Source organism: Flavobacterium sp. (assembly GCF_017744675.1).
GTDB lineage: Bacteria > Bacteroidota > Bacteroidia > Flavobacteriales > Flavobacteriaceae > Flavobacterium.
The window spans coordinates 26443-49811 of record NZ_JAGIAV010000006.1 but is presented as its reverse complement, the minus strand read 5'-3'; the positions used below and the strand labels follow the sequence as shown (position 1 = coordinate 49811).

Below are 23369 nucleotides of genomic sequence, written 5' to 3'. Positions count from 1 at the left end.
TTTTGTTTCAGGTTTCAGGTTTAAAGTTGCAAGTTAACGCACGAACCTGAAACTTGAAACATGAAACCTGAAACAAATATTTTACTCTTCGTTTTTACTTTCGTTGAATTTTTTCATTATTTCCTTCAACTTTTCTTTGCGTGAAATTTCAGCTTGTTTGGCTTTCGCCTGGGCTTTGTGCAATTTATCGTTGTGCTTTTTGATGTTTCTTTCGTTATTTCTTCCCATTACACCTCTCTTTTAATTTGTTCTAACGTTTTTTCTGTGAAAATCAATTCGTTGATAATTTGTTTTCGCAATTCATCAATATCATCATAATCAAAATGTTTAGCCCAATTGGTCAGCTGCTGTAGATTTCTAATTTGTTTTAATCGTTTTGTGGTTTCAAAACTTGTTCTTAAAACTGCTTTTCCGTCGTATTCTGGATTCTTTTTATGCTCGTAATTGGCCTGATTATTTTCGAAATCGGCTTTTATGTAATACAATTTTTCTTCGGCATTGTCTGGATAAAAATCTTCCCATTTGGCAAAACCAATTTTAGTTTTCGATTCTGTTTCTGGATTTCTAGCAATCAAACGCCATTTGCTGTTTGCCAGTCTACCCCAGTGATTCGAAACGCGATACATTCCTTCTTCTGTATAATAATAAGCGCTTCCTGCCTTGCTTTCAAATTGTTTTTTCAATCCATCAATGGCATCTGGAAGGACCTCATGAAAAGCACAAAACGTATTTTTAAAAGAATTCGGATGTGGTTTAAAGTTTTTTTGCATGTGCAAATATACTCAGATTAGAGCGAACTCCCTAAACCAAGCCTAAATTGCTTACCTTTGTTCCTTTAATTCAAAACAAAAAAATCATGTCTAAAGATTTAGAACAAAAAATGCCTCAAAAAGGAGTTTTTACCGGCATTATCGAAAAAGATGAAAATAATAATTATTTCTGTGGCGTATATCTTTTAGACTATAAAATGGTTGAAGCTAAATTTAAGGTTGGCGATTGGATTACCATAAAGTCTGTTATTGAAAACCCAAGCGACATGAGCTATAAACAATATCCAAAGAAATCTAGAAATTTCGATAAAGCGAATCATAAACCTGAGTAATTTTGTTTCAGGTTTCATGTTTTGTTTGTTTCAAGTTGTTTGTTGGGACGTTTTTTCTTAACCGCAAACTTGATTTTTAATCGCAAAGTCCGCAAAGAATTACGCAAAGAGCACAATTTTTTTTTGAGAATCATTAAAACGAAAAGTTCGCAAAGCCATGTATTAGACACAGCTTTGCGAACTTAATATTTAGATCTTGTTAACTTTCAGTAGAAATATTAGCGTTCTTTGCGTAATTCTTTGCGTGCTTTGCGGTAAAAAAGACACAGTTCAAAAAACACTCAAAACACTCCGTTAACATTTTAATAAACCAACTTTCCTGAATATTTTTTACATCAAAACTAAAAAGTTAAAAAAAAGTGTACCTTTGCAAAAAATTTGTCGATTTGAACTAAAACAAAACGATTTCAAACTAATAGACAAGTAGTTACCTTTTATTTATGAAAAAAATAGTTGAATACCGCAAGTTACTAAACGTAGAAAAAACTGCAGAGTTAAAAGATTTAAAGACAATTTATCGTAATGCGATGAAGGAATCTCATCCTGATAAATTTGTGGGAAATGAAGCTGGTTTAAAAGAAGCAGAAGAAAAAAGTAAAACGATTATCGAAGCTTACCACTTTTTAGTAAGTATTCACCCTGATACTATCAAATTAAATTTACCTGAGTACACAGAAACAATTTCAACTTGTTCTATTACAGATTATAAATTTGTTGAAGGTCGTTTAATTATTGACTTTTCTAACGGAAGTGTTTACGAATACATCAGTGTTCCAAAAGCAACTTACGTGAAAATGGTAAATGCAGATTCTCCAGCAAGATTTGCTAAAAGACATATCTTAAACTCTTTTACTTGGAGAAAGAAAACAAATCAAGAATAGTTTTTCTACTACTATATTTTACAAAAAAGCACTCTGTAAAACGAGTGCTTTTTTTATGTCTAAAATTCAAATATTTTCTTAGAGATCGTTCAAATAAGTTTCTCATTAAGAGTTTTAAATCAAATTAAGCCAATAAACTTGCTGATTTTAGGCATTTTAGACTCAAAAAAACTATAACAAAATTTTAGGTTACAAAATTCTGTATGTTTTATAATTTTAGATACTTTTGTTGCACAAATCAATTAACTAATTAATTTTTTATAATGAAAAAAATACTTTTTGTACTTACAGCTTCTGCAGCTATCATTTCTTGCAGCAAAGTTAAAGATGGAGAATACCTTATTACTGGTACTGCTACAGGAATTGAAAACGGAAAAACTATCATCTTACAAGGTCAGGATCCTGCTACAAGAATGCCAGTTTCTCTTGATACAGTAAAAGTTGAAAACGGAAAATTTGAAATCAAAGGAAAAGTTACTGAACCAGCTTTCCATACATTAATATTACAAGGTGCTAACGGACCTATCCCATTTATCTTAGAAACTGGAGAAATTAAAATCGCTATTGATAAAGATAGTATCCACAAATCTAAAATTTCTGGAACTTACAACAATGATGAGTATGTAACTTTCATGGAAGATATGAACAAAACTCAAAAAAGTTTAATTGATTTCCAGAAAAAGAACAACGATAAAATGAAACAAGCTCAACAAGCTCAAGATACAGCAACTATCAATGGCTTGATGAAACAATACATGGAAATTCAAAAAGAAGTTCAAGAAGGAAGCAAAAAGAAATATTTAGCTTATGCTGAAAATCACCCAAAATCTTTCATTACAGCTTTAATTATCCAAAGCATGCTGAACGATCCAACGGCTGATATGAAAAAATTAGAAGGACTTTACAATGGTTTGGATGAGTCTTTAAAAAATACTGCTCCTGGAAAAGAAATCAAAACAAGATTTGGTCAAGCAAAAATGCCATCTGTTGGTGCAACAGCTCCAGCGGTAGGCAGCGCTAAATGAAGAGCAGATTTTTCGGCTCCTAATCCTGAAGGAAAAGTAGTTTCGCTTAAAGAAAGTTTAGGCAAAGTAACTATTGTAGATTTCTGGGCTTCATGGTGCGGACCATGCAGACAAGAAAACCCTCATGTAGTGGCTCTGTATAAAGAGTTTCATTCAAAAGGTTTAAACATCATTGGAGTTTCTCTAGATAAGGATGCTGCAAAATGGAAAGAAGCTATCGCAAAAGATGGTTTAACTTGGACTCAAGTTTCTAACTTGAAATTTTGGGATGAACCAATTGCAAGACAATATAATGTTGAATCTATTCCTGCAACTTTTATCCTTGATGCATCAGGAAAAGTAGTAGCACAAGATTTAAGAGGTGAAGAATTGAAAGCAAAAATCAAAGAATTGCTAGCGAAATAATTCTCCCTTATTTAATATTCAAAAAATCTCCCTCGTGGAGATTTTTTTGTTTTATACTCTATCAAAAACGTAAGCGGATCTTCATTAACAAAAAATAGAACTCGATGTAAACAAATTATTACATTAGAACGTTTACAAATCACAATCTGAAAACCATCTGCAAATGTCAATTTTAAATATTTATTTTCGTCAAAATTGATAAACACACCAATAAAAGTAGTATCTAACAACTTTTTTAAACATCAAATTGAGAAGAAAAACGACTAATTACCTGTAATAATATTCTTTCTTTTAAAAAAAAGTTCAAATCAGTCGATTTTTATTTTATTCAATTCCAACGAATTAAAAAATAACTTTAAAATAACTTTAAATTAAGTCATTTTTTTGTTTGGAAATGTAGAAAACCTTCCTATCTTTGCCACCGCTAAGAACAACTAAGCACAACGCTAGAGATTCGGGGAGATACTCAAGCGGCCAACGAGGGCAGACTGTAAATCTGCTGTGAAAACTTCGCAGGTTCGAATCCTGCTCTCCCCACGAAAGTCCTAATCTTTGATTAGGACTTTTTTTTTGCTCTAAATTTAGGGATAAAAAGACCTGCGAATCTTAGATTCGCAGGTCTTTTGTTTTTGCTCCATTTTTTCAAGTCTTTTAGAAACGCTCAGAACTTTTGTGGCAAAATTGTGGCAAATGAACACACAAGAGTTTAAACTTATATAAATTTATTCCTTAACGATTTTGCTTTGCAAAATATCAATTCCATTTTGAATAACTGCAAAATAAGTTCCAGTTGGAAGATCAACAACGTTTATGACTTGGTTATTACTTGAAAGACTAAGGCCTCTAATTTTGTTTCCAACAGTATCGTATATTGTTATCGTTGCATTTGCTTCCAATTTAGGCACATTTACAATGAAGCGATCCCGCACTGGATTTGGATACAACACCATATTTAAGGATTCTACCTCTTCTTCATTAAATGCTTTTTTTGCAGAGTTTGTACAAGAACCTAGTTTGTCTCCATGATTCAAATGAGCCTGAACTGCGCTTGGCGCTACACAAATGACATTGTTATTATGGCAAATCTGCACTTTATCATTTTTATTTCCACATCTTACATCCATAGCGTTTATTTCAATTGAGGCGGTAGATTGACAGCCTCCTGTGTAGGTTGCAATAACCGTATAAGTCCCTGCTTCAGACACTGAAATAGATTGAGTATGTTCTGCCGTATTCCAAGTATAGCTACAATCTTGGTTGCCTTGTAAAATTGCGGTTAGAGTGAGAGAAGTTGGCCCATAACCTATGTAAATCGTATTTTTATCGTCAACAGCAGAATTCATCGCATAAACATCCGGAATTAACACCTCAACAAAAGGACATTCTATATTTATATTTATAATGGAAGAAGTTGCTATTGCTCCATTATTATCTGTCGCTTTTGCCGTCAAAGTATAAGAGCCTACAGGCACATTATCCCAGTCAAAAATATAAGGAGCGGAAAAGACTTCTCCCAATTTATTATCCCCTTCAAAGAATTCAACTTTAGAAATACTTCCATCAGAATCAATTGCATCAGCAGTTATCGTAATATTTGCTGGAGCATTAAAACTTGAATTATTTACAGGGGAAGTAATTTCAATTGTTGGCAAAGCATTTACAGAAATATTCACAACCTCTGAAGTTGTTACAGCGCCTTTGTCATCAGTTGCTTTTGCTGTTAAAGCATAAGAATCTGCTGCGACATTTGTCCAAACGAAATTATAAGGAGCCGTTGTAACTTCGCCTAATTTTGTTTCTCCTTGAAAAAATTCAACTTTGGAAATTGTTCCGTCTGTATCTGCGGCGTTGGCTGTGATTGCAATATTCTCACCTTGATTAAAACTTGAGTCAATAATAGGAGAAGTAATCGATACTGTCGGCGCTTCATTATAAGGAATCAGAGTCAATGCTTTGGAGAAGCCATCAATCAATGAATAGCTCAAAATCGTGTTTTCTCCTTCTAAAGTAACCTGAACAGCATTTGGATTTACAGCTGCTTTCCATTTTCCGTTCAGTTTAATCGTTAAATAATAAACAGAAGAACGCCAAGATGTAATCGGATCTGAAACTGTATTTAAATTAGGATTATTAGCTGTAATTTCCAATGTGCCATTTATTTCCTTTATTCCAACTAAAGCTTCACCTGATATGCTGTTTACCTTGCCAATATTAATATTTTTTGCGCCTGTAAAGAAAGCATAAGAAGTCAGGTCTTCTGGCAAATATTTAACGGCATGAAGACTGTCTGTCTGTTTCAATACCTGATAGAGTTCTCCATTATTAATCCTAGTGCTCAATGCAGCCATATCTTGCGGTGTGGTGCCAGGAACCATTACAAATTGATATTTCGCATCGCTTGGTGATTTTCCATGGCTAATATATGCTTTACTAAAATTAGCGGTAGCGGTTGGCGAACCCGTTTTTGTTGAATATACAGGAGTGGTTTGTGATCCTCTTCCAACTGTAATATCACCTGCTCCTTGCGGTACAAAATAACCTGTTGTTTGACCGCTTACGATCCAAGCACTATTACTCTCAGTAGATAGAACATTATTGTAAGTCGCATCTGCAATTGCTGCATCAGAATTAACATAAATTGAAGGATTGTCTGTGGTAGATATTGCCTGAAATAAATTGGTAGCAGTATTGCTTACGCTATTTGTAGAACTAATGCCGCTTCCCAAGCATACAAAGATATTGTCGAATGTAAATACCGATTTATGGAATTTTAAATTGTTAGCACTGTATCTTGCCCCATTTGCTGAATCTTCAAGAAAATCCATTGCAAAAATCCCGTTTTGCCCTAAAGATAAAGCGCCGGCAAAACTCTTTTTCTGGTACTCAGTAGCTATATCAACTTTAGCTTGCAGCTCATTATAAGGTAAATGAATTGTTGTGGCGCCTGGAGTTACATTCCAATCCCAGCCATCTCCTCCTAAAGTAGTTGGCACTCCGCTTTCAGCACGATTACCATTATACAACACTTCCAAAGCGCCATAACTTTGATATCTTCCGTATCTGTTTTGAGCAGCATAAATCTCAGATCCCCACAAATTATCAGTCAAACCTTTCGCCATGGCAATCCAATTATTTTTTCGCTTAACGCCTAAATTGGCATAGTTAAAATGATAATATCCGTCCATTTGGGCTGTCTGCACAGGATAAAAATTATTTTGGTAAACATAATTATAAAAAGTCGCTAGATTAGATTCATACCCAGTCCCTTTTAAATCTCCTCCTACTTCGACCAAATGCTGAAAATTTCCTGTAGTAATAGGAAAATTTTCCTCTGGAATTCTTCCTGAGATTGACATTGGATAAACGACTCCTTTAGAAGTTTGCAGAGCTAATGTTTTAAAGGCATTCGACATATTATCATACGCTTGCGGACTGATCTTATAAGCTGTATTTCTTAAAGAATAAGCTCTTTCAGTCCAAGTGCCTAATGCATACATATATCGCATATGTGCAATCCCATGGTGCGCACCATTTCCGTCAGGTTTCAAACCGTCACTTTCTCCTTGCGTAGTATTGGTAAATAGACTCAAATAACGCGATGCGGCTTTTAAGTCGCGTACTTGATTGTCTACATCAGAATCCAATGTAGCCATTTCTAGCCAAAACGTCGATTTTAAATGAATCATATCGGTATTTACTGGAAGAAATGGTGTCCCTGGATGATAGATAACATTATATTCGTTAGACCATTTTAGCATTTTGATTACTTCAGCTCTAAGTTCTGGAGCAAGTGCAGCAGTGCCAGCTCCATAATAATCTGACAGACTTTGTAAAAAGCCAACTGGAAAGTTTTGACAAGGAGTGTAATTATTTGACTGTATAGAGTTTCTACCTCCTTCAGCAAGTCCCTGATCCAATAAATATTCCACAAAAAGCTGCAACTTAGCTCTGGCATCAGTATCACTATTTCTAACCGCCGCTCGGGCTAAATTACCAACATGGGTTGATATAGTAACCAATGAATTTGGGTCTTCAATCTCAGTGGTCAATCCTTTGCCAGTAATAGAGCCATCTGCATTACGGGTAATATTGCAAGCGGCAACATAATCTTTAGCAGCTTGTACATCAGCGGCAACTGGAATATAGACAGGACGTGGGTATCTCGATTTTATGACAGAAACATCTGCCTGCTCCTGCCCTGATGATGGAGGAGCAATAGGAACGGTTTGATTATAACAATTGTATGCTGTTGCCCCTACACCTTCAAAAAAATCCATTTTAGCAGGATCTCCCTTCGGAAAATGAATCATATCCAATTTCATGTGAGGACCTGGAGTTCTAGTCTGGCTATCTCCATACATAGTAAAGGTATCAAGATAAATTGTATTTGCAGTATTTGGGTTTTCAGGTTTGTAAATAATTTCCATTTTTCCGAGAGCGAAAGCAGGCAATTCATTTTCGTAATTGTAATCGTAACGATAACTGCGGTGATAATCTCTCCAACCCTTATAATTCAACAGCATATGGCCTTCACGTTTCAATACACCTCCAGTATCATAAAATCGAAAAACAAGCGTATCATTGCTTACTTTTTGGCTGTAGACATAAAATTGGGCATTGCTTGCACTAAAAGATCCTGTTTGAGCTGATGTAATCCCTAAGTTACTCGCCGTTAAAACTGAATTTCCATTTGCGTTCCATTTAAGCGCTTTTCCTCCATCCTTATAATGCTCTGAACTAATTGCAAGTGTTCCTTCAGATGAAGAAAAATTGGCAGGAACAGCTGTGTCAAAACTATATTTTTGTTGGCCTGGCGGCGGTGTTTTAAAGACTTTAACATCATCAAACCAAGCAGTGCCCACAGCATTAGCATCTAAAGCCACATATACTCTTAATTTAGTAGTATTGACAGGAATTGTAAAATTGTTGGTTGTCAATAAGGTCCAATCGGTTGCTCTTGAAGCTGTAATAGAAGAAGATCCTATTGATGTGGTTCCATTGTAAGCCACCAAAACCAATTTCGCCCCTTCTGTTGCCGAACCTCCGTTAAGCAACGTTTTTGCCATTATCGAAGCATTATAGCTTTGGCCAATTGTAAAACCACTAGTGATATCAGGTCCAGCCCATAATGAAAATTGTGTACTAGCTCTTGTATATTTTAATGAATGCGTTGGCGACACTGAAGTGCTTACATCGAGAACACTGTAACTGTTTATCCATCCAGTTGCTGCATCTTCAAAATCACTTTGATAAACAGTGTCTGAAGGAGGTGCAACAGGTGTTTTATATACTTTAGCATCATCAAACCAAGCCGTTCCAATTGCATTTGAATCCAATTGTACATACACTCTCAGTTTTGTTGTATTAGCAGGAACAACATAATTACTCGTTGTTAGATGTATCCAGTCTGTTGCTCTTGTAGCTGTTGTCGTAGTCGAACTTATAAATGTAGTTCCGTTATAAGCCACTAAAACCAATTTTGCTCCTTCAGTTGCAGATCCTCCTGTAAGAGCTGTTTTTACCATTATCGATGCGTTATAACTTTGCCCAATCGTAAAACCAGCTGTAATATCGGGTCCTGCGAAAAGCGAAAAACTTGTGCTTGCTCGAGTGTATTTCAGCGAATGTGTTGGCGATACCGAAGTACTTGCATCCAAAACACTATAACTGTTAATCCATCCTGTGGCCGCGCCTTCAAAATCGTCCTGATAAAGAATATCCTGTGCATTTGCTTGATGCGAGACCGCAAAAAACAATAACAGACAACTAATCAAATGATAAAACTTTTTGTATCTCTGCTGGTCATGCAAAAAACAGCAACATAATTTAAATCGTAAAATTGAGTAATAATTTTTCATAAAACTGTTTTTGGTTAGTTAAATAGTTCATATCAAAACTAATTCTACCAATAAACAAACTGGAACACAATCTTCCTTTTTTAGATAAAAATCATCCTAAACTACTCAACTTTAACCAATTCTATCTAAAACAAATAAACAGCCCGAAGGCTGTTTATTAATCGTAATGTTTTCCACTTAAAAAATCTCAAAACTAAAATTTGAAAGGTTCTAGCTTGAAATAAAGTTTATAATCTTTTATAATTCCTTTCTTTCCACCATCAGTTCTTGGCAGATAACGAATGCTTTTAATTTCTTCATTCTGTCCTAAATCAATCACAATTTGATGCGGATAATTCGACTTTTTGCCTACAAGGCTAGTTTGCCACATTGTTGATTCTTGTTTATCAAAAACAAAACTTCCTACATTGTTTGAGGTAGTAATTTCTTCGCTATCCGCATAAAGTAATTTCCATTTTTTTGGAGATATTGCTTTGCCATCCTTACCAATTAATTCAATTTCTGCCATTGTCGCATTTGCATCTGTTTTGTTTTGTGCGCTTATAGCTTCAAAACAAAAATATCGTCCTGAAATTGTTTGCTCAAAATTCACTTCCTTCCAATCTTCCGTTGCATCAAAAGTTCCTGTTAAAATTGGTGTTTCTCCTGCTAATTTCAGTTCTTGTCCAGGCTTTCTACTCAGCAACGAAACATCTGAATTAATTTTATCCAAAATTGGGTGATTTATTCCCGTTATAGACGCTTCAACTGGTTTTTCCAAATCCAAAACAATAATTTCATTTTGTCCTTTTTTAAGCCAAACACCTGGCATGTACAGTGCTTGTTGCGGACCGATTTTCCAAAAACGTCCAATGTTGTGTCCGTTCACCCAAACCATTCCTTTACCCCAAGTACTAACATCGAGATAAGTATCATCGGTTTTGCTTAAAGTAAAATTAGCTTTATACCAAGCCGGACCAATTGGTTTCGTATTATTGTACTTTTTATTTGACTGAAAATCATAATCTACCGGAAAATTATAAACTGTCCAATTCTTTAGTTCAGTTGTTCCTTTGGCATCTTTCAATTCCACTTTTTCGGTAATTCCTTTTCTGTCCAGAATATCTTTTCCGTAATTGATTCTTCCTGTTCCTTCTACCAAAATATCCAAAACGGCTTTGTCTTTGGTTGGCGGAATCTCCATTACATTGCTGGATTTATCTCGGTCAAATACGCCAATTAATTTTCCATCTACATAAACCTGCGCCCAATCATGGACTTCTGTAACGATTAATTTTCGAGGCTTTTCTGATGCAGTCAAGTTAGTTCTGTAATTAATTCTGCCCCAGCCTTGATCAAACATTTCCATAGATTGAATAGTGGCTGATTTTTTCCCTTTTGGCAGATTTTCAAATAAAGAGGCGCTTTGTGTGAATTGTATTTTCGGAATTTCCATTACCGAAATTTGATTTGGAATTTCTCCCAAAGTCTCACCAGGATTAAGATAATTTTTCAGCAAATCTCGAACGGCATAAAACTTTTCGCCAATATTTCCTTGTTCGCTTATAGGTGCGTCATAATCATAGGAAGTAACCATTGCCGTATAAGGCCCTGAATTTGCTCCTCCCCATTGCCCAAAATTTGTTCCTCCATGCGCCATATACAAACTAAACGAGATTTTCTGATCTAGCATTTCTTTTAGACTGCCTATAAAAGTATCAACAGATCTTGTTTCATGCTGCAGACCGTATCTGTCATACCAACCTGTCCAATATTCACTGCACATTAATGGCGCTGTAGGATGCTGTTCTTTAAACCTTCCAAATTGTTTTTCGATATTCGAACCTGCGCCAAAGTTTAAAGTAATGGCAACTTCAGGATCGGTTTTGTAGGCATCAAAATTGGAACCCCAGTCGCAACGCATTAATTGTACTTTGTCAAATCCTGCACTTCGAAGATTTTTTCGCATTACTTCCATGTACTCACTGCTATTCCCAAAAGCCGCATATTCATTTTCTACCTGCGCCATAATAATTGGACCGCCATTTTGTATTTGTAGAGGTGCGAGACGCTTGCCAACTTCACCTAAAAATTTTGAAGCGCGAGCCATAAAAAACGGATCTGAAAGTGTTCTTAACTGGATGTTTTCTTTTTTCAACAACCACCAAGGCAATCCTCCCATATCCCATTCGGCGCAAACATAAGGTCCTGGACGAATGATGCAGTACATGCCGTTTTCTTGTATAAGTTTAACGAATTGGACAATATCTTTTTCTCCGCTGAAATCAAATTTGTCCTGTTCTTCTTCATGATAATTCCAAAAAAGATAAATACAGATCGTATTCATTCCCATCGCCCTGCAGTTTTTTATACGCTGATCCCAATATTGTTTTGGAATACGAGGATAATGAAGTTCGGCAGCTCTGATCAAAAAAGGTTTTCCGTTTAAAAGAAATTCCCTGTTTCCTAAAGTAAAATCACCTTTGGCAGAAGTTTGAGCGCTTGATGTTACTGAATTGCCTTGACCTACAACAATCAAATGGCAAAAAACAAAACATATAAATAGTATTTTTTTCATTTTAATAGTATTTCAAAAAAAATCAATGCTTGTAAAAAATGATAATGATCCAACATCAAATCAATTGATCTTTACTGACTGTCCTTTATTTTCATTATCAGGCAGTCTTATTTTCTTAGATATGGTTTTGTTGTTCATTTCAACTAAGATAGTTATTTCTGATAATTTCTGAGACGGATCTGAAATCCAAATTTCTGGCTGATTCTCATTAATATTTTTAATAAGCATCAAAGAGGGCTGATCGACTGTTATTTTCAATTGTTTATAAATCAAAGCCTGAGGTTTGTAAAAACAAATCTGCATCATTTTCAGTCCGTTATTTGCCACAGCTTGAACCTCATTATTGTTGGCTACAATATCGATATTATCTACACTTTTATTCATTTTTTTCAGCGAAATATCGGGCAAAACGCAATAGGCATAACTTTTATTTATGGGTTTCGCTCCATGATCAATAAAGAGTTTGAACACTTTTCCTTCAATATCGGCATCGCTATATCCTTTGTTAATGTATTTCCAGCTTCCTTTTTGTGCATTCGTGCTTACTGTTGCTTTTGTTTGTTGCAAAAAATAATATCCAATTCTATCATGCCATATCCATGACGGATTTTCTAATTTTTCAGTTTCTGCCACTAAAGAAGGGTGATTTCCAATTTTAACCTCGCCTTTCAGCCAGCATTGATTCAAGGTCGTTGTGATGTTTTCTTCTGAATTACTATTTATACCTGTTCCTAAACAAACAATTTCTTTATCGAAAAAGAACCATGTTTTCTTGGCTCTTACATCATTGTAATTCATGTCGTAAACCGTGCATCCGTACTTTTCATCGCTGATGCCACCAACAAAATCGGTGCTTCCGTTTTCGCCCCATTCAATTATTGCGGGAAGGTTATTTGGATAATCCCTGCTTGTGATGCCGGGTATTTTATCCCATTCCCATAAAGGCATTATATTGAAATATTCATTTCCAGTTCGTTGGATATTTGTGGCGCCATCGGCTAAAAATTGTCCGAATAAATTTTCTCCATTACCTGTTTCAGTTCGTTTTGTTCTTGAGGAAACCGTTCTGACATTGAATGCATAGTTCTTTCGCTGATGCAAAGTATAATCAGCGCAATAAAATTGTTTATGAAAAGATTCTATGCCGAATGATGCAGGCCTATCTTCCTTAATCCGTTTTATTGCATTTTCAATTTCTACAGCATCAAATGGATTTATGCTTTTGGCAATGGCTAATATTTGCAGCATATTTTCGGCGTATCCATCTGGAATTGCGTTCTTTTTGTCCAAAATATCAGGTCTGGATATGCTTCTCCCTTCGATATTGAAATCACTATATCGTCCTCTTATTGCTCTTAAGAAAGTTTGTGTCAAATATGTATGCAACAATTTTAGTTTTTCATTACTGAGCGCAAATTTTGTGTTCTTAACAGCCGAAGCTGCTTTATATTCGCCCATTAAGAATACTACGCCATAACCTGCCAAGTACAATTGTTTTCCGTGCTGAAAATAAGAATAATCATTTTGCAGACCTTCTAGAGTTGAAAACTCGATAGGAGCAAATAATTGGTTTACTGCCAAATCCATTAATTTTTCATCTTTGGATGCACAGGCTCTGTACAAATAATGCATGGCAATATCAAGTTTGTTTGCTCCTTTTTCTTTATAAGGATCTCCGCGTTTCATTGATTCCAATAAAGCATCTTTACATTCTTTTGGATAAACAAGGTTTGCCTCATCCAAAAGCACCAGAATTTCGCCAATAGCAAGTGGTGTCGCAATATCATTGTACCACCAATTTTTACTTTTGGGAGCAGTCTTTAGCCAATACTGAAGTCCTGCGATAATCTGCTCGTTTAATTTATCGTTCGGCTCTTTATTTATCGCAATAGAGTAATTTTTAATTCGCTGCAAATGCGTTATCGGCTGCCATAAAGTTATTGCTGAACTTCCGTAATCAATGTCGCTCCAACTTCCGTCTGACTTTTGTGATTGCTGTAGTTTTAGCAAATCATCAGATGTGACTTTAGTTATCTGTATTAAATGGTTTGAAATATTTTTCCTGACGATATCAAATTCGTCTTGTTGTGCAGAAACGACTTGAAATTGCAATAAAATAATAAACAATATAGAACAGAAAAATTTTTTTCTCATAATTGGCACCTTTTTGTCTTCAATGAAAAACTTATTCTTTTACAACTGCTGTTTTTATGGTTTGAATAGTTCCATCCTTATTATAATGAAGTTCTTGAAAACATACCGATCTTCTCCATTGTACATACTTTCGGTCTTCTGATGTTTCTGGAATATTTTGCAATGCCAAATCTGCAGTATGATAAAACAAATACCATTTTCCTTTATATTTTACAATGGAATGATGGTTCGTGCCGCTATTTACGGGACCTAATATCTCTCCTTTGTAAGTATAAGGACCTAAAACATTATCCGCCATTGCATATAAGATCTTGTCTCCGCCATCACCATCTTTTCCTGAATAGGACATATAATATTTGCCGTTGTATTTATGTACCCAAACCGCTTCGAAAAAATGATCTGTTCCTTCGATGATTTTTACATCGCCGCTATAAGAGATCATATCCTTATTCAATTTTACAGCATTTACCGCTAATTGCCCGGCGAAAAGGTAAGCCTGTCCATCATCATCAATAAAAACATTGGGATCGATAAAGTCCCTATTGGCAACTACTCCTTTTGAAGTTCTTGACAAAAGTGGCTTTCCCAAAGGATCTTTAAATGGCCCATAAGGCTTGTCACTGACTGCTACACCAATATGATCCTGATCAGTTGGAAAATAAAAATAATATTTTCCGTTTCGTTCTATACAATCAGGAGCCCATGCATATTTTGTTGCCCAAGGAATTTCTTTTAGCGAAAATGCGACTCCATGATCTGTAAATTTCTCCATATCTGTGGTGCTGTAAACATGCCAATCTTCCATATCCCACCATTTTGCATTATCTCTGTCATGACTCGGATAAATATAAAGCGTATTCTTAAATACTCTTGCTGAAGGGTCTGCACTGTAGGCAGTTTTAATAATTGGATTTTGCGCCAATCCAATGTAACCCACAAACAAAATTTGAATTACTGAAACTATCTTGAAAATCTTCATTTTTAAAATTCATATTTAAGTTATAAACTTTAGCTGATCTCTTATTTTACAGTCACAAGCAGCGGATTTTTCAATTCCTCAGAAAAATGATTCAAGTAATCGAACCATTGCGTAGCATTTATAATTTTTCCTGCCTTATCCCAAACAGCTCCAGTATAATAAACAATAGCTTCGTTATTTTTTGTTTCGGCAATAGCTAATGATTGGTCTTTTCCAACCAACATGTTTTTGACAGGAGTAATTAAAATACTGCCGACTCCAGTCGTTCCATCTTCTCCGTGTTTTGGTTCCCAGTAACCTAAAATTCCTTTTTGTTCATTTAATAAAAGCACTCCGTTTTCTGGTCTTTTGCTTATGCCTACCGCAACCGGCATCGCCCTGCTTCCTGTATAAGTGTAAACATTTTCGATGCGGTTAAGCTGCGAGCCGGCGTCCAATGAAATGGTTTTGATGCACGAAATTTTGGTTCCTGCCGCATCCCATGCATCATATTCTAATTGAAATGTCGAACGCAATGGACCATTATCTAACAATTTCCAACGATGATAATTTCCAGAATAATAAATACTATCTTTTATGTAAGGCGCCATGCTTCCTGCTCCTAGTGTGAATCCGACTTTGTAATAATCTAAGCCGTTTCCATGATCTGTGTGATATTCACCTGTTTTGTAACGCTCGTTTATCACCATTTTATCGGTGCGTTTTACCCAAACGTCTAAACCATACGCATCATCTCTTGTTTTTTCAAGCGCTTTTCCATAAGCCCTGAACGCGATTTTGTCATTCTCCCAAGCGAAGTCATCCATTCTTTCTGGAACATATCGGGCAAAAGTCTTCACTGCAATAGCTTGCGGTTTACCTTTCTGTATAGAAAGACGAACAGTGCTTTTGGCTTTCATATCTAGTTGCAAAAGCAGATTTTGAATCTCTGACTTTCCTCTATGTTCTAATTGATATGGGATTTGTTTTTTTGTTGCCGAATTGATTACGACAAAATCTGCAGTATCAATTTGTGGAAAATGAGATAAAATTGCTTTCCATTCAACCGATACAACCGCTTCCTTTCTTTCTAAATCAGAAGTATTCTGTATTTCAATAATTCCCTTTGACTGTGCAAAAAGCATTGAGGGCAAAATCGCAAGAAAAAAGCAAACGTATTTTAAGTTTTTCATTTTAATACTAGTTTTAATCTTAAAAAAATCTGCCAATATTTCTAAAAAGATCTATCAGCAGAAAAAATAAAGTAAAATTATTCGTTGGATGGCTTTCCGATAGTAGCCAAAATTCCGCCATCTACATAAATAATCTGGCCATTGACGAAGTTGCTTGCATCTGAAGCCAAGAAAACAGCTGTTCCTGCAAGATCTTCCGGATCTCCCCAACGTCCAGCAGGTGTTCTGCCAATGATGAATTCGTTAAACGGATGTCCGTCTACACGGATTGGCTCCGTTTGTGAAGTTGCAAAATATCCAGGCCCGATACCGTTTACTTGAACATTATGCCTGCCCCATTCTGTTGCCAGATTTTTAGTCAACATTTTCAATCCGCCTTTTGCAGAAGCATACGCGCTGACATTGTCACGACCAAGCTCGCTCATCATCGAGCAGATATTGATGATTTTTCCAGACTTTCTAGCAATCATGTCTCTTGCTACCAATTTTGACATAATGAATACGCCAACTAAATCTACATCAATCACTTTTCTAAAATCTTCTACTTTCATATCAATTGCCATCACACGCATGATGATTCCGGCATTATTAACGAGAATATCAATTTTTCCATGCGCGGAAATCATTGCTTCTACTTGTTTTTCAGCCTCAACCTCATCGGTTACATCAAAAACATAACCTGTTGCTTTATATCCCTTACTTTTATATTGTTGTATCGCCGTTTCTAGCGGTTCTGCGGTATTATTGGTAATAATCAATTCTGCTCCTGCATTTGCCAAGCCTTCGGCCATCGCCATTCCTAATCCGTGAATGCCTCCAGTTACTAGGGCCGTTTTTCCTTTTAAATCAAATAAGTTCATTGTGTATATTTTGTTATTTTCTAAAAATTTTTATTTATCCAAAACAAATCCATCGTTTGTTTTTTTAAGCCATTGCTCCAAAACGGGTTTCAGTTTTTTCACAATCGGCAAATCAGCATTATAAATGTTGTTCAACTCAAAAGGATCTTTTTTCAGATCGTACAACTCATACTCGCCTTTTCCTTTTTTCTTGACATAGGCTAATTTATAATCATTGGTACGAATACCTCTAAAGCCCGTATTTATTTTGACATTGCTACTGCCTATAGCTCCTAAAAGATATTGTTCAGAAGGTTTTGCTCCTTTTCCGTTAAGATAATATTGGGCATAGCTTTTTCCGTCAACATCTTTCGGAATCTTATTTTTCAGTCCCATCAAATCCAAAAGAGTCGGATAGATATCTGGAATGCTTCCTAAAAATTCATTATCGATTCTTGGCATGATTCGTCCTTTCCAATAAACGATATATGGAATTCGAATTGATTCTTCGTAAATATTGTTTTTGGATATTTCCGAATGTTTCCCGAGGCAATTTCCGTGATCGGCAGTAATGACTACAATCGTGTTTTCATCAAGTTTCAAGTCTTTTATTCCTTGAATAATTCGCCCAATCTGCTCGTCAACTCCTGTTACATTGGCATAATAGTAACGGACATCTTTTCGGTATTGGTCTCCCATTTCTGTTCCTTCTGCCGGAATATTTGGATCTTTAACCAAATCTTTCATAGGAACATCTTTGTAGAGATCATAATATTTTTTAGGAACCGTTTGATAATTCGAATGCGGCGGATTCATAGAAACAACCAATGAGAAAGGAGCGCCGCTTTTGCGAATTTTTCCTCCTTCATTTTTTAGGAATGCCAATGCTTTATCTGCTTCATGAGTTGGCCCCCATTCGTTCACATATTTAAAATCATCTCTTTTGTCATTGGTATCCCAATACATTGGCTTATCATGCTCGTCATAAGTTCCGTAACCGTACCAATAATCAAAACCATGGCGTCTGTCTGGCGAAGTCCATTCATTCCAAGCCACTTCTCCTACATTGTTTGATGTTGGAATATAAGGTTTGTATGGCGAATCCAAATGCCATTTTCCAATATATCCATTTGAATAGCCGTTTTGCTTTAAAACATCCGACCAGCATACGGCATCTTTTTGGAGTTCGACACCAAAAGGAGCTGAACTCGAATTGACATTGCTGTACACATGATTTTTTAATGGATATTGTCCTGTCATCAGCATAGCCCTTGCTGGCGAGCAAACCGGAAAGTTGCTTACCATTTGGCTCACTACCAAACTTTCTTTGGCAAATTTGTCCAAATGCGGAGTCTGCACAGGTTCTTTTCCTTCGAATCCTAAGGTCTGTTCTCTCCATTGATCGGCTAAGATAATGACCAAATTAGGCGATTTTTTAGATTGTGCAACAGTCGAAATCGTATATAATGCAAATAGCAAAAAGAACAAATTTGCATACTTATTGCATTTTATTTTTTTCATAATCATTTTTTATATTTTCATTAATTCTATTAAAATCTCTGATTGATATTCTTTAAAAGTAAGGCCGCCCACCACAGCGGCCTTTTCAAAAAACAATTAAAAATTATCCGAAACCACTGGTATAATTTATTTTAATATTTTAGTAAGCACTTATTAATTATTGTATTCAATTTTGTTTTATTGAATTTCTTTGATCCATTTTGGCAGCTTTTTCAGCCTTAATTTTAATTGAGCCAGATATAAAGAAGAAGGTTCTACAGCTTTATCAAGTGATTCAGAAAGTCCTAATTGTTCCATCTTGAACGTTGTTCCTTTACTTTGAAAACCAACAATAATTGGATTAGGAATTTTCCACCACTCAAATACTTGTGTACTTGGCCAGAATTCAAAATCTTTTACAGCTTCATTGGTTTGCTTGTAATTCCAAAGCACCAATCCCTGCATGTGGTTCGGCATATTTTCTGTGGCACCGCCCCCGCGTCCATTCATTAAACCGCCTTCTACCTCATCTAGCAAAGTATTTCTTGGCTGGCTAGAATGCGATTCAAAACAAGTAGTTGCCGGATAAGTGCACTTCCAGATAACAGTATTCATAGAGCAGTGAGAGGCTCCGAAAGAATGCCATTGAGATGCGAAATCAACGCAATTTGCAATCAAAACATTTGTAGAACCATTTGAGTTTATCGCCTGATGGCCTGCATTTCCGTCGATCTTGCAGTTTAAAACAGAAACATTGGCACTTTGTGCAATTGTTGCCGCAACACTGCAATCGGTAAAACGGCAGTTTTTAATCCATGAGTTTGTATTTCTTCTCATGTTGACCATAGTATAACCGCTGTCATCTTTCCATGAACGGTGATGAACAAATTTTTCTGTCCAATTGCCCACAAATGCAACATCTTCTATTCCTACTTCCTGGCTATTAGCAAATTTTGAGACTTCCCATTTGTATTTCGAATCAATGGTATACGAAATTGGTGCGAATAAAGTCAGTGTTTCATTTTTTATGCTTTTGATCTGATAAAAGACTTTTACTTCTATTCCTTTCTCAACAAGGTAGGTCCACTGAGGTTCCACTTTGTTATTCTTTAATTCGGATGCGATCAAATCTTTATTATTATCTAAGAGATATAACATGATCCAATCTCCAGGATTTAGCCCTTCGGTTGTATTTAGTTTTATCGAAAAATCGCCAACTTTGGCTGAAGCCGTTACTTGTCCGATTTTTTTATCAGCTCCACCGCTTCCAAAAATAAACAAAGGCGGCACTGTCCACATTTTTGACGGATCTGCTGGCGGAAGCGCATTTTTCATAAACAATTCGGTGCCACCCACGCCAGAACCGCTTCCTCTAAAAACAATATTGCCTTTTTTGGAAATGATTGAATTTGGAGCATCGCCATCTTCATTAACCAAAAATCTTCCTTTTGGAAAAAAAACAATTCCAGAACCGTTTTTGTTTGCGGCATCGATTGCTTTTTGAATTGCAATTTTATCAGAAACAGCATCATCTGGCTTTGCGCCAAAAGCTGTCACATCAAAAATTTTATAGTTGGTTATATTTGGGATTTCTTTTTCGCCTTGATGATAGCCAACATAAGAGAAATCAGGCAAAAGCGCTCTGTCTTTCTTATAGTCTTCAAAAATTTTGGCTTCTTTTTGTGCAAAAGCAGTTGTCGCAGCAAACAAACTCAAAAGGATGATTTTTCCTTTTCCAACTTTCTTATTCTTATTGTTCATCTTAATTAATTTAAAAATGGTAACCGAAAAACTCTTTAATTAGAATATGCCCCCACATAAAACAATTAAATATATTTTATAAATCTGTAAAACACTCTTTATCTGTTGAAGATAATTATTTATCCAATTATAGGTACCATTTTTTATAACGCAATAACGCTTCCAAGAAATAATAATCAGCATAAGTTAATGGAACATCAATTTCGCTTTTATGCGGAATCGATCCTACACTGTGCATTAAGAGATAACCTCCGTTTGCACCTAATTTTGCACGGTATTTTGGACCTGATAATGATTTTAGAATCGTTTTTGCTGTATCCACATAATTTTGTTTTTCTGCGCCATCAGTATATTGTCCCAATTCGAGCAACGCCGAAGCATAAACTGCCGCCGCCGATACATCTCGTAATGCATTCGGGATATTTGGTGCATCAAAATCCCAATACGGAACTTTGTCTGCAGGCAGATTTGGATTGTTCAAAATGAATTTTGCTACACCTTTTGCCTGTTTCAAATACTCAGGATTTTTTGTAAAACGGTACATCATCGTATAGCCATACAAAGCCCATCCTTGTCCTCTGCTCCATGCACTAGAATCTGCATATCCTTGCGCCGTAACTTTCTTGCGAACTTCGCCTGTATTCAAGTCATAATCTAATACGTGATAACTGCTATAATCAGGCCTAAAATGATTTTTAATTGTTGTATTAGCGTGGTTTTCTGCGATTTCTGCGAAACTTTTATCGGTGCTATTATGGCTTGTCCATTCCAGCATTTCCAGATTCATCAGATTATCAATAATTACTGGACCGACAAAACCTTTCTGCTTAAGTGCACCTTCTGTAACTTCCCAAGATTGGATCACTTTTGCTCCTGCATGATATCTTGTCGCCAATGATTTTGAAGATTGAAGAATCACTTTTTTGTATTCTTCATTTTTTGTCAATCGATAAGCGTTTCCGAAACTGCAATACATCATAAAACCTAAATCATGGTTTTTTGTATAATACTTTACCGTATCCAATATCGTAAGCCTTTTTTCAGCCTCTTTGAGCAACAACGGCTTTTTGGTATATTCGTAGATATACAAAAGCGTACCGGGATAAAAACCACTGCACCACCAGTATGCATCAGAACTAACATTGTGACCGCTCTCAAATGTTCTAGGCATTGAGTCTGATGGTGTGGCTTTCTCCAAAAACTGATATTGCTTCTCGGCAAAAACAAAATTCTCCTCGATCATTTTTTTCATTGCAGAATGATCCTTGCTATTGTCTTTTTGAGCAAAAATAGATGAGCTGCAAAATGACAATAGTATTAAATAATACTTTATTTTCATGAATTTAAATAGGTTATAAAAGTTGGTAAAAATGCCGTTAGTATTTTTACCAACTTTTTAAATTAGCGTTTAAAATTACCAGCCTGGATTCTGGCTCTCTTTAGGGATTAGCGTATTCGATGACATTTCCAAAGAAGGGATCGGGAACAGTAAAAACTTATTTCCACCAGCAGAAGCATTCCTGCCTCCTAAAGCACCGTATTGCTGATTCCCTAAAGTCAATGGACCTGTAGTTGGCGCTGCGGCCATATCATCGCTTACTGCTTTCATAGTAGCGGCAAATTTATTCCAACGAATCAAGTCCATTTTGCGCAGACCTTCAAAACATAATTCGCGCATACGTTCATCTTCAATAAATTGCTGAAAAGCTGCTTTAGAACCCGCTGCTGTTGCTGTAGCAGCATCTGATATTGCGTATGGAGATGAAACATCTGTACGTCCATAACCTCTGCGTCTAACTTTATTCACTGCCTCTTGTGCCGCAGCTGTTGGACCGTTCACCTGATTTTCGGCTTCAGCGTACATTAATAATACATCTGAATATCTTAAGATAGGGAAATTAATTGCAGTGTAATTTTGATCTCCTGAAAGGTTAATTTCATATTCTCTTCTCCATTTTCCGCAATCCCTGCCGTATTGTATTGTCTTGGCTAAGTTAGTCTTAACTCCAGTTGCGTTGGCCACTGTATAAGTTGTCAAATTCCAGTCACGGCGTAAATCTGCTCCTGTAGCATCGTAAGTTCTGAACAGTTTTCCTGTTCCTTTTATGAAGCCCCAGCAGTAAGTTCCAAATAACGGGTTGGTAGCAGCAGGCTGAAAAATAATACCAATATTATTTCCTACACGTCCGCCTTCATTATATCCCCCACCGCGTGCTTTAAAATCAGCTTCCCACATCAATTCATTAGTGTCATATTTATCTGAAGCTTCAGTAATAAATATTTGACGGTAAGCATTATTAGAAGTGTTTCCATTTGATGGATTAACTACATTATAATAATTGGCAGGTTTTCCGGCAGGCGGATTAGTCTCAAAACTTACATTTAAACTATGTTGCCCAGAATCGATTACTTTTTTAGACCAAGCCAATGCATCAGCATACTTTGACGCATCATTCAGAGGATAACCTGCCATTTGCAAGCATACTCTTGCAAGAACTCCCTGAACCACGGTTTTGTAAACACGGCTTGAATATAAAGCTTTAGTTGCGCTGACTTTAGCTTCAGCCTCTGTCATGTCTTTTAATATTTGAGCGTAAACTTCTTTTGAAGTCGTTCTAGCCATTTGAACGCTATTAGGACTTGTTGTTGGTGTCAATCGTAAAGGAACATCTCCAAAATGGCTTACGAGCATAAAGTAATAATATCCTCTTAAGAATAAAGCTTCGCCCAAGATTTGCTGTCTCTTGTCTTCGTCCATTTTTGGCAAATTAACATGTGCGATCAAATCATTTGCTCTATTAATTCCATCATAAAGATTTGCCCAAAAATCTGTAACGTTTACCGCGGAAGCATCAAAACTGTATACCATCGTGCCAGTTAATGTAGCAGCACGCGCATAATATCCTTCATCTGTAGAAGAATCCAATTGCCACCACAACTGGCTTCCATATAATTTTTCAGAGCCTAATGGATCATAAACTCCAGCCAAAGCATTTGTGATTCCTGTTTCATCTGTATAATACTGCTCTATGGCTATTTTCTGTATAGGTTCTGTATCTAAGTAATTTTCACACGAAGCCGTGCTTAACGCCACCAAACCTAATAATATATATATCTTTTTCATTTTGAAAGTAAA

At 36.0% G+C, this 23369-nt stretch carries 15 protein-coding genes, 1 tRNA gene and 1 pseudogene; 5 read left to right on the top strand and 12 right to left on the bottom strand.

Annotated elements, in window-relative coordinates:
* Window positions 1–81 precede the first annotated feature (81 nt).
* Together J7574_RS19075 and J7574_RS19070 are read right to left on the bottom strand one after the other, a co-directional pair.
* Window positions 82–228: a hypothetical protein gene (locus J7574_RS19075; RefSeq protein ID WP_167330310.1), complete on the bottom strand. Its 147-nt coding sequence runs from the start codon at window positions 226–228 to the stop codon at window positions 82–84.
* Window positions 228–770, bottom strand: a complete 543-nt coding sequence (locus J7574_RS19070; protein WP_290972386.1) for a hypothetical protein — start codon at window positions 768–770, stop codon at window positions 228–230. The genes J7574_RS19075 and J7574_RS19070 overlap by 1 nt, the downstream gene beginning before the upstream one ends.
* Window positions 771–856: 86 nt before the next feature.
* Between J7574_RS19070 and J7574_RS19065 the strand changes: the two genes are divergently transcribed.
* The 5 genes and pseudogenes from J7574_RS19065 to J7574_RS19045 all read left to right on the top strand — a co-directional run bounded on the left by J7574_RS19065 (window position 857) and on the right by J7574_RS19045 (window position 3950).
* Window positions 857–1102 carry a hypothetical protein gene (locus tag J7574_RS19065; protein ID WP_290972383.1) on the top strand — a complete coding sequence of 82 codons (246 nt, stop codon included), beginning with the start codon at window positions 857–859 and terminating at the stop codon, window positions 1100–1102.
* Window positions 1103–1542: 440 nt separating this feature from the next.
* Entirely contained in the window at window positions 1543–1983 is a 441-nt protein-coding gene (locus tag J7574_RS19060; RefSeq protein ID WP_095931645.1) for a KTSC domain-containing protein, read from the top strand.
* Window positions 1984–2246: 263 nt separating this feature from the next.
* Window positions 2247–3008: a DUF4369 domain-containing protein gene (locus J7574_RS19055; protein ID WP_290972376.1), complete on the top strand. Its 762-nt coding sequence runs from the start codon at window positions 2247–2249 to the stop codon at window positions 3006–3008.
* Window positions 3009–3026: 18 nt separating this feature from the next.
* A pseudogene (locus J7574_RS19050) lies at window positions 3027–3413 on the top strand (TlpA family protein disulfide reductase); the annotation flags it as partial.
* A gap of 456 nt (window positions 3414–3869) precedes the next feature.
* Window positions 3870–3950 (top strand) — tRNA-Tyr (locus tag J7574_RS19045).
* 185 nt (window positions 3951–4135) lie between these two features.
* Here J7574_RS19045 and J7574_RS19040 read toward each other — a convergent pair.
* The 10 genes from J7574_RS19040 to J7574_RS18995 form a co-directional block, all read right to left on the bottom strand.
* A complete protein-coding gene (locus J7574_RS19040) occupies window positions 4136–9271 on the bottom strand; it encodes an Ig-like domain-containing protein (RefSeq protein WP_290972373.1) in 5136 nt (1711 codons plus the stop codon).
* Window positions 9272–9464: 193 nt separating this feature from the next.
* Window positions 9465–11828 (bottom strand): beta-galactosidase, encoded by a 2364-nt coding sequence (locus tag J7574_RS19035; RefSeq protein WP_290972370.1) that lies wholly within the window; start codon window positions 11826–11828, stop codon window positions 9465–9467.
* Window positions 11829–11888: 60 nt separating this feature from the next.
* The gene (locus J7574_RS19030) at window positions 11889–13982 is read right to left on the bottom strand and encodes a polysaccharide lyase 8 family protein (protein ID WP_290972366.1); all 2094 of its coding nucleotides are present in this window, start codon (window positions 13980–13982) and stop codon (window positions 11889–11891) included.
* A gap of 31 nt (window positions 13983–14013) precedes the next feature.
* Entirely contained in the window at window positions 14014–14961 is a 948-nt protein-coding gene (locus J7574_RS19025) for a family 43 glycosylhydrolase (protein ID WP_290972363.1), read from the bottom strand.
* A 41-nt stretch (window positions 14962–15002) separates the two neighbouring features.
* Complete coding sequence (locus J7574_RS19020; protein WP_290972361.1) at window positions 15003–16133, bottom strand: DUF4861 family protein; 1131 nt, start codon at window positions 16131–16133, stop codon at window positions 15003–15005.
* 77 nt (window positions 16134–16210) lie between these two features.
* A complete protein-coding gene (locus J7574_RS19015; protein WP_290972359.1) occupies window positions 16211–16993 on the bottom strand; it encodes a gluconate 5-dehydrogenase in 783 nt (260 codons plus the stop codon).
* A 30-nt stretch (window positions 16994–17023) separates the two neighbouring features.
* Window positions 17024–18493, bottom strand: coding sequence for a sulfatase (locus J7574_RS19010; RefSeq protein WP_290972358.1), 1470 nt, complete (start codon window positions 18491–18493; stop codon window positions 17024–17026).
* Window positions 18494–18670: 177 nt separating this feature from the next.
* Window positions 18671–20233 (bottom strand): DUF4955 domain-containing protein, encoded by a 1563-nt coding sequence (locus tag J7574_RS19005; RefSeq protein WP_290972355.1) that lies wholly within the window; start codon window positions 20231–20233, stop codon window positions 18671–18673.
* A gap of 127 nt (window positions 20234–20360) precedes the next feature.
* Window positions 20361–21572 carry a glycoside hydrolase family 88 protein gene (locus J7574_RS19000; RefSeq protein WP_290972352.1) on the bottom strand — a complete coding sequence of 404 codons (1212 nt, stop codon included), beginning with the start codon at window positions 21570–21572 and terminating at the stop codon, window positions 20361–20363.
* Between the two features lie 75 nt (window positions 21573–21647).
* Window positions 21648–23357 carry a RagB/SusD family nutrient uptake outer membrane protein gene (locus J7574_RS18995; RefSeq protein WP_290972349.1) on the bottom strand — a complete coding sequence of 570 codons (1710 nt, stop codon included), beginning with the start codon at window positions 23355–23357 and terminating at the stop codon, window positions 21648–21650.
* Window positions 23358–23369 lie beyond the last annotated feature (12 nt).